The organism is Streptococcus sp. CCUG 71758 (assembly GCF_011714815.1).
Lineage (GTDB): Bacteria > Bacillota > Bacilli > Lactobacillales > Streptococcaceae > Streptococcus > Streptococcus halitosis.
Genome location: NZ_RXXO01000004.1, coordinates 145,734 through 155,051 on the forward strand (window position 1 = coordinate 145,734; position 9,318 = coordinate 155,051).

General features: G+C 41.7%; 3 protein-coding genes. All 3 read left to right on the forward strand.

Annotation, left to right across the window (positions count from 1 at the left end; genetic code table 11):
• Positions 1-244: 244 nt before the first annotated feature.
• Positions 245-5,236, forward strand: coding sequence for a bacterial Ig-like domain-containing protein (locus EKB01_RS08040; protein WP_167266489.1), 4,992 nt, complete (start codon positions 245-247; stop codon positions 5,234-5,236).
• Between the two features lie 282 nt (positions 5,237-5,518).
• Positions 5,519-6,718 (forward strand): phosphoglycerate kinase, encoded by a 1,200-nt coding sequence (locus EKB01_RS08045; RefSeq protein ID WP_167266492.1) that lies wholly within the window; start codon positions 5,519-5,521, stop codon positions 6,716-6,718.
• Positions 6,719-6,883: 165 nt separating this feature from the next.
• The coding region (locus EKB01_RS08050; RefSeq protein WP_279586246.1) for a GbpC/Spa domain-containing protein at positions 6,884-9,318 on the forward strand (2,435 nt) is incomplete at its 3' end.

The window sequence follows — 9,318 nt, forward strand, 5'->3', positions numbered from 1 at the left end:
TTCATAAGAAACAAGAACTTTCTTTTAAAATGAGAGATAGATTCCCTTTAAGATAGATGATTTATAGGATTGTGTCCAAATTTTACTGATTATTATCCTAGTTATAGTTTTTGTATCAAATAGATTGACATCGCTTTCATATAAGATAAAATGAAGATGATCCTGTTCTGGTGGTGTGCACTGAGAACAGTTACTTTTTATCAAAAAGTAAAGCGCTTACTTTATATTTTATTAGGAGGATAAGATGAAAAATCTATTTTTTGAAAAACGTTGCCGTTACAGTATTCGTAAGCTGTCAATCGGGGCTTGTTCCTTGATGATTGGTTCAGCTCTATTTGCGAGCCCAGCTCTTGCCGAACAAGTCGCAGTCCCTGAAACAGCTGCAAATACGAGCGCCCAAGCTACAAGTACTAGTGAGACAACTAATCCAGATACTGCAGCTATCGAAAAACAATTATCGGAAACAGAGAACAAAGTAGCTGAGCAACCAATTTCAGAAAACACTCCAGCAATAGCGGATTTGGTTAATGAAAAAGAAGAGGCAAAACCCGCTCCGACAGATAAAACTGAAAAACCTGCTCAACCAACTGAAAAAGAAGAAGTCAAACCAGAGGAAGCTCCTCAAGTGGCTGAGAAGAAAGCCGACAAACCGACTCCAGCAGACGTTCCTAAAAATGAAGAAAAGAGTCTCCGACCAAAAGAAATCAAATTTGATACATGGGAAGATTTGTTGAAATGGGAACCGGGTGCGCGTGAGGATGATCCCATTAACCGTTCCTCAGTTGAACTCGCCAAGCGCCATAGAGGTCAGTTGGTCAATGAAAAAGCAAGCAGAAGAGCCAAGGTCCAGGCGCTGGCAAATACCAACTCAAAGGCCAAAGACCACGCTTCTGTTGGTGGAGAAGAATTCAAGGCCTACGCTTTTGATTACTGGCAATACTTGGATTCAATGGTCTTCTGGGAAGGTCTAGTTCCAACTCCAGATGTCATTGATGCCGGTCACCGCAACGGAGTTCCCGTTTATGGAACACTCTTTTTCAACTGGTCAAACAGCATTGCTGACCAAGAGAAATTTGCAGCTGCCTTGAAACAAGACGCAGATGGCACCTTCCCTATCGCACGAAAACTTGTCGATCTTGCTAAGTACTATGGCTTTGATGGCTATTTCATCAACCAAGAAACAACGGGGGAATTGGTAGCACCTCTTGGTGAAAAAATGCGCCAATTCATGCTCTATACAAAAGAATACGCGGCTAAAGTCAACCATCCAATCAAGTATGCTTGGTACGATGCCATGACCTACAAATATGGTCGTTACCACGAAGATGGCCTTGGTGAATACAACTATCAGTTCATGCAAAAAGAAGGTGACAAGGTTCCTGCAGATCAATTCTTTGCCAACTTCAACTGGAACAAGGAAAAGAATGACTACTCTGTAGAGATGGCAAAATGGCTAGAACGTAGTCAATATGATGTCTTTGCAGGCTTGGAATTGCAACAAGGTGGTTCTTATAAGACCAAAGTCAAATGGGATGCCCTATTAGATGAAAAAGGCAAGTTGCGTTTGTCACTTGGACTCTTTGCACCAGATACGATTACCAGTCTAGGAAAAACAGGCGAAGACTACCACAAGAACGAAGACATCTTTTTTACAGGTTACCAAGGAGATCCAACGGCTCAAAAACCAGCTGACAAAGAATGGTATGGGATTGCCAATTTGGTTGCTGACCGCACACCAGCAGTTGGTCGAACCTTCACGACCTCCTTTAATACAGGTCATGGTAGAAAGTGGTTTGTAGACGGTAAAGTTTCTAAGGATTCTGAGTGGAACTACCGTTCTGTTTCAGGTGTCTTGCCAACATGGCGCTGGTGGCAGACTTCGACAGGGGAAAAACTCCGTGCAGAATATGACTTTACAGATGCCTACAATGGCGGAAACTCTCTTAAATTCTCAGGTGATGTAGCTGGTAAGACGGACCAAGATGTGAATTTGTATTCTACCAAGCTAGAAGTAACGGAGAAAACCAAACTTCGGGTTGCCCACAAGGGAGGAAAAGGCTCGAAAGTTTATATGGCCTTCTCTACAACACCAGACTACAAATTTGAGGATGCAGCTGCATGGAAAGAACTAACTCTCTCTGATGACTGGAAGAATGAAGAATTTGACCTTAGCTCACTAGCAGGTAAAACCATCTATGCAGTTAAACTCTTCTTCGAGCATGAAGGAGCTGTAAAAGATTATCAGTTCAACCTAGGTCAATTAACAATTTCAGACAATCACCAAGCACCGCAAGCTCCAACAGGTCTCTCTGTGGTGAAGCAGTCTCTTAAGAATGCCCAAGAAGCTGAAGCAGTTGTTCAATTTACGGGTAACCAAGATGCGGATTTCTATGAAGTCTACGAAAAAGACGGTGACAACTGGCGTTTGTTGACAGGTTCATCTGCTTCAACCATCTACTTGCCAAAAGTTAGCCGTTCTGCTAATGCGACTGGTACAACGCAAGAATTGAAAGTCGTTGCAGTTGGTAAAAATGGACTCCGTTCAGAAGCAGCAACTGCGTCATTCAACTGGGGGATGACTGTTCAGGATACAACTCTCCCAAGACCTTTGGCTGAAAATATTGTTCCAGGGGCAACGGTTATTGGTAGCACTTTCCCGAATACTGAAGGCGGGGAAGGCATCGAAGGCATGTTGAACGGTACGATTACAAGTCTGTCAGACAAGTGGTCTTCAGGACAATTGAGCGGTAGTGTCGATATTCGTTTGACCCAACCACGTCGTGTTGTCAGATGGGTAATGGATCATGCGGGAGCTGGCGGTGAGTCTGTCAACGACGGTTTGATGAACACCAAAGACTTTGACCTTTATTATAAAGATGCAGATGGTGAATGGAAACTAGCTAAGGAAGTCCGTGGCAACAAAGCGCACGTTACGGATATCACTCTTGACAAACCAATCACTGCTCAAGACTGGCGCCTAAAAGTTATCACTTCAGATAACGGGACACCTTGGAAGGCCATTCGTATCTACAACTGGAAGATGTATGAAACCTTGGACACAGAAAGTCAAAATATTCCAATGGCTAAGGTAGCTGCCCGTTCACTTGGAAACCATCAAGTTCAACTAGGCTTCTCTGATGTTCCAGCGGGTGCAACCATCACCGTTTACGACAAGGCAGATTCACAAACACCGATTGCAACCTTGAAGTCTGAAACTGGAGGCGACTTGGCAACAGCACCATTGGCCTTTGACAAGCAACCAAATCTCCTCTATTATCGTACTCAACTACCTGGCAAAGAAATCAGTAACACCTTGGCTGTAGCGATTCCACAGGATGAAAGAAAAATTGCTGCAGTTAGTCTTGAAAAAGGACCTAAGAAGACAGTTTATAAAGAAGGTGAAAATCTCGACCTCAGAGGCGGAACTCTCCGTGTTCAATACGAAGGGGGACAAGCCGACGAGCTGATTAACCTTACTCACTCAGGTGTGACGGTATCTGGATACGACGCTCATCAAAAAGGGGAACAAAACCTAACACTTCAATACCTTGGTTTACCAGTGTCAGGTGATCTGAAAGTCCAAGTGACAGGACAGGATGAAGGAAAACCAAAAGAAGTAGCAGGTTTGTACATTACGAAGAAACCAAAAACAGACTATCTAGTAGGGGATCAACTGGATCTCTCTGAAGGTCGCTTCGGTGTCCTCTATGATGATGAGACGGAAGAAAGTCATGCCTTTACGGATCAAGGTGTTGAAATCACGGGCTATGATGCTCAGAAGACTGGACGACAAACCTTGACCTTGCATTACAAGGGACACACTGCTGAGTTCGATGTCTTGGTTTCTCCAAAAGCAGCTGTCAACGATGAGTACCTCAAACAAGAAATCACTGCTGCCCAAGGTCGCCAGTCAACCCTTGCCTATACCTTCTCAAGTGAGAACAAACAAGCTGTACTAGTAGAGAAACTTAATGCAGCGAAAGCTGTTGCAGAAAACCATGATGCTAGTCAAGAAGAAGTCAACAAAGCCTTGAATGAATTGAAACAAGCTGGAGCGGACTTGGATGGAAATCAACGTTATCAAACTGCTAGAGAAGAATTGGAAGGTTTGCTCGAATCTGTCCGTGAAAAAGATTCTCAAGATGAGTTGATTGCCCAAGTTGAAGCTTTGTTGTCTTCACAAACACCAACTCCACAAGCTTTTGCGGACATGAAAGAAAAGCTGAATAAGAAACTAGCACCTGCAGAAGAAAGCCATCATGTTGGAAGCATGGATCCAAATGAAGTGGCTCCAACAGTTGAAGCCCTCCCTGAACTAGTTGTTGAAACTGAAACAACAGCCTTTGAACGTCAGGAGCGACCAAACGCCGAGCTTCTCAAAGGACAACGCCAGCTAGTTCAAGCAGGAGCGGAAGGCCAAGTTCGTCGTCTAGTAGAAGTAGATGCCCAAGGCAATCGCACTCTTCGTTCAACTGAAGTTCTCAAGGAAGCCCTCCCAGAAATTACTGAAGTTGGAACAAAAGTTCTGTCTAGCAACCAACCAGCTGAGGGAGTAAAAGACCTAGTTTTAGAAATTTCGAAACTAGAAATTGAAGAGGATACAGTAGCCTTCGAACGTCAAGAGCGACCAAATGCAAGCCTTCTGAAAGGTCAACGTCAACTTGTCCAAAAAGGAGAAGAAGGCCAAGTTCGTCGTCTAGTTGAAGTAGATGCCCAAGGCAATCGCACCCTTCGTTCAACTGAAGTTCTCAAGGAAGCTATCCCAGAAATCACAGAAGTTGGAACAAAAGTTCTGTCAAGTAACCAACCGGCTGAGGGTGTGAAAGATTTAGTTCTAGAAACTCCGAAACTGGAAGTTGAAGAGGGAACAGTTTCCTTCGAACATCAGGAACGACCAAATGCAGCTCTTCTCAAAGGACAACGCCAGCTAATCCAAGCAGGTGTGGAAGGTCAAGTTCGTCGCTTTGTAGAAGTTGATGGTCAGGGCAAACGCACTCTTCATTCAACTGAGGTTGTTAAGGAAGTAATCCCAGAAATTGTTGAAGTAGGAACGAAAGAAGAGCAAGTCTCACAAACGAGGGATCAAGCTCTTTCAGCAGCACCGACAAAAGTTGAAGCAGCAAGCAAAGAGCTTCCAAATACAGGAGCGACAAGAGATGCTAGTCTAGTAGCGCTGGGACTCCTCGGAGTAATGAGTGGCTACGGCTTGCTTGCTGGAAAGAAGAGAGAAGACTAATCGAATTTACGAATCTTGGATTTTCTCATAAAAATTAAAAACAAGGCTTGACTGTAGATTAGTCAGGCCTTGTTTTAACTAGTAGAAATCAGTGAAAGAATGATTAAATGAGCTAGTCTTTCTTTCAATAATCAGTTATTTAACAAGGTTTTTCTAGTTTTTATTTTAAAAAATGCTAGTTTCAATTATAAGAAAGAACAAGAAAAGTTTAGGGTTTTTCTATCTCTTTTGCTGATTTTGTGATATAATTAACACGTATAAAAAAAGAAGGAGTCATATCTAATGGCAAAATTGACTGTTAAAGACGTTGACTTGAAAGGGAAAAAAGTTCTCGTTCGTGTCGACTTCAACGTACCTGTAAAAGATGGCGTGATCACTAACGATAACCGTATCACTGCAGCTCTTCCAACTATCAAGTACATCCTTGAACAAGGTGGACGTGCAATCCTCTTCTCTCACCTTGGACGTGTAAAAGAAGAAGCAGATAAAGAAGGTAAATCACTTGCTCCTGTAGCTGCTGACTTGGCTGCTAAATTGGGTCAAGAAGTTCAATTTATCCCAGGTGTTACACGTGGTGCTGAATTGGAAGCAGCTGTTAACGCTCTTGAAGATGGACAAGTTCTCTTGGTTGAAAACACTCGTTTCGAAGATGTTGACGGCAAGAAAGAATCTAAAAACGATCCTGAACTTGGTAAATACTGGGCATCACTTGGAGATGGTATCTTCGTAAACGATGCATTTGGTACTGCTCACCGTGCACACGCATCTAACGTTGGTATCTCAGCAAACGTTGAAAAAGCTGTTGCTGGTTTCCTTCTTGAAAACGAAATTGCTTACATCAAAGAAGCAGTTGAAGCTCCAGAACGTCCATTCGTAGCTATCCTTGGTGGATCTAAAGTATCTGACAAGATCGGTGTTATCGAAAACTTGCTTGAAAAAGCTGATAAAGTTCTTATCGGTGGTGGGATGACTTACACATTCTACAAAGCACAAGGTATCGAAATCGGTAACTCACTTGTAGAAGAAGACAAATTGGATGTAGCGAAAGCTCTTCTTGAAAAATCAAACGGCAAATTGATCTTGCCAGTTGACTCAAAAGAAGCGAACGCATTTGCTGACTACACTGAAGTGAAAGACACTGAAGGTGAAGCAGTAGATCTAGGATTCCTTGGTCTTGATATCGGTCCTAAATCAATCGCTAAATTCGACCAAGAATTGACTGGTGCGAAAACAGTTGTATGGAACGGACCTATGGGTGTATTTGAAAACCCTGACTTCCAAGCTGGTACAATCGGTGTGATGGACGCTATCGTGAAACAACCAGGCGTTAAATCAATCATCGGTGGTGGTGACTCAGCTGCTGCTGCGATCAACCTTGGCCGTGCAGACAAATTCTCATGGATCTCTACTGGTGGTGGTGCTTCTATGGAACTCCTTGAAGGTAAAGAACTTCCAGGACTTGCAGCCTTGACTGAAAAATAAATAGTTTAACTAAAAGAAGATGGTTTAACCATCTTCTTTTTAATTTCATTTATAAATATGTTAGATTTATCGATAAATGAAGGGGGAGAGTAAATGTTTGCATCCCGCATCATAAAATGCTACTATGGATGGTAGATGATTAATTTAGATAAGAAAGGGATTAGAATGAAAAATAAAAAAGAAGTCTATGGATTTCGTAAAAGCAAGGTTGCCAAAACTTTGTGTGGTGCTGTTTTAGGAACTGCTTTGATTGCTTTTGCAGACAAAGCAGTATTTGCTGATGAAGTCACAGAGACAACTAGTACAAGTACAGTTGAGGTGGCTACTACAGGAAACCCAGCCACAAATCTACCTGAAGCTCAGGGTGAAATGAGCCAAGTTGCCAAAGAGAGCCAAGCTAAGGCTGGTTCTAAAGACTCAGCTTTGCCAGTAGAAGTATCATCAGCTGATTTGGATAAAACAGTTGCCGATGCAAAATCTGCAGGAGTTAAGGTAGTTCAAGATGAAACAAAAGACAAAGGAACAGCCACAACTGCTACAGAAAATGCTCAAAAACAAGATGAGATTAAAAGCGACTATGCTAAACAGGCTAAAGAAATAAAGACAACAACTGAAGCATATAAAAAAGAAGTCGCAGCTCATCAGGCAGAAACAGATAAAATCAATGCTGAAAACAAAGCAGCGGATGACAAGTACCAAAAAGATCTAAAAAATCATCAAGAAGAAGTTGAAAAAATCAACACTGCCAATGCAACAGCTAAAGCAGAATATGAGGCTAAGCTAGCGCAATACCAAAAAGATTTAGCAACTGTCAAAAAAGCAAACGAAGATAGTCAACGGGATTATCAAAATAAACTTTCAGCTTACCAGACAGAATTAGCTCGAGTACAAAAAGCTAATGCGGAAGCTAAAGAGGCTTATGATAAAGCAGTAAAAGAAAACACAGCAAAGAATGCAGCGCTTCAAGCTGAAAATGAAGCGATTAAACAACGTAATGAAACTGCAAAAGCAACTTACGAAGCAGCAATGAAGCAGTATGAAGCAGATCTTGCAGCTGTTAAGAAAGCTAAGGCGGATAATGATGCTGATTATCAAGCTAAATTAGCAGCTTATCAGACAGAATTGGCTCGAGTTCAAAAAGCTAATGCGGAAGCTAAAGAGGCTTATGATAAAGCAGTAAAAGAAAACACAGCTAAAAATACAGCCATTCAAGCTGAAAATGAAGCGATTAAGCAACGAAATGAAACAGCCAAGGCAACTTATGAGGCTAAAATAGCACAATACGAAAAAGACTTAGCAGCAGTTAAGCAAGCGAATGCAGCTAACGAAACAGACTACCAAGCTAAGCTGGCCAAATACCAGACGGAATTAGCTCGCGTTCAAAAAGCTAATGCCGATGCAAAAGCAGCCTATGAAAAGGCTGTTGAAGACAACAAGGCAAAAAATGCAGCGCTCCAAGCTGAAAACGAAGAAATCAAGCAGCGGAATGCCGCCGCAAAAGCTGAATACGAGGCTAAAGTTGCGAAATATGAAGCAGATCTTGCCAAGTATAAGAAAGATGTCGCAGCTTATACTGCAGCACTCGCAGAAGCGGAGAGTAAAAAGAAGCAAGATGGTTATCTTTCAGAACCAAGATCACAATCGTTGAACTTTAAATCAGAACCAAATGCAATACGAACAATTGATCCATCTGTACATCAATATGGGCAGCAGGAATTGGATTTGTTGGTAAAATCATGGGGGATTTCGCCAACAAATCCTGATAGGACAAAATCTACAGCATATTCATATTTCAATGCAATCAATTCGAATAACACTTATGCAAAGCTTGTATTAGAAAAGGATAAACCAGTCGATGTTACCTATACTGGTCTAAAAAATTCAAGTTTTAATGGTAAGAAAATTTCAAAAGTAGTTTACACTTACACATTAAAAGAAACAGGTTTTAACGATGGAACCAAAATGACTATGTTTGCCTCGAGTGATCCAACTGTGACAGCATGGTATAATGATTATTTTACTTCTACAAACATTAATGTAAAAGTCAAGTTTTATGATGAAGAAGGTCAACTTATGAATCTCACAGGAGGATTAGTTAATTTTTCATCTCTAAATAGAGGTAACGGTAGTGGGGCAATTGATAAAGATGCAATTGAAAGTGTTAGAAACTTTAACGGTCGATATATTCCAATTTCTGGTTCATCTATCAAGATTCATGAAAATAACTCTGCTTATGCAGATTCATCAAATGCAGAAAAATCGCTAGGGGCTCGTTGGGATACATCGGAATGGGATACAACCTCTAGTCCAAATAATTGGTACGGTGCTATTGTCGGTGAAATAACTCAATCGGAGATTAGCTTTAATATGGCTTCTTCTAAGAGTGGAAATATTTGGTTTGCTTTCAATTCAAACATTAATGCAATTGGGGTTCCGACGAAACCTGTTGCACCAACAGCTCCAACTCAACCAATGTATGAGACAGAGAAACCATTGGAACCAGCTCCAGTAGCGCCAAGCTATGAAAATGAGCCAACACCACCGGTAAAAACTCCAGATCAACCAGAGCCATCAAAACCAGAAGAGCCAACATATGAGAC

Coding starts and splice junctions, on each gene's coding strand:
- EKB01_RS08045 (WP_167266492.1), top strand. CDS start 5,519: ATGGCAAAATTGACTGTTAAAGACGTTGACTTGAAAGGGAAAAAAGTT.
- EKB01_RS08040 (WP_167266489.1), top strand. CDS start 245: ATGAAAAATCTATTTTTTGAAAAACGTTGCCGTTACAGTATTCGTAAG.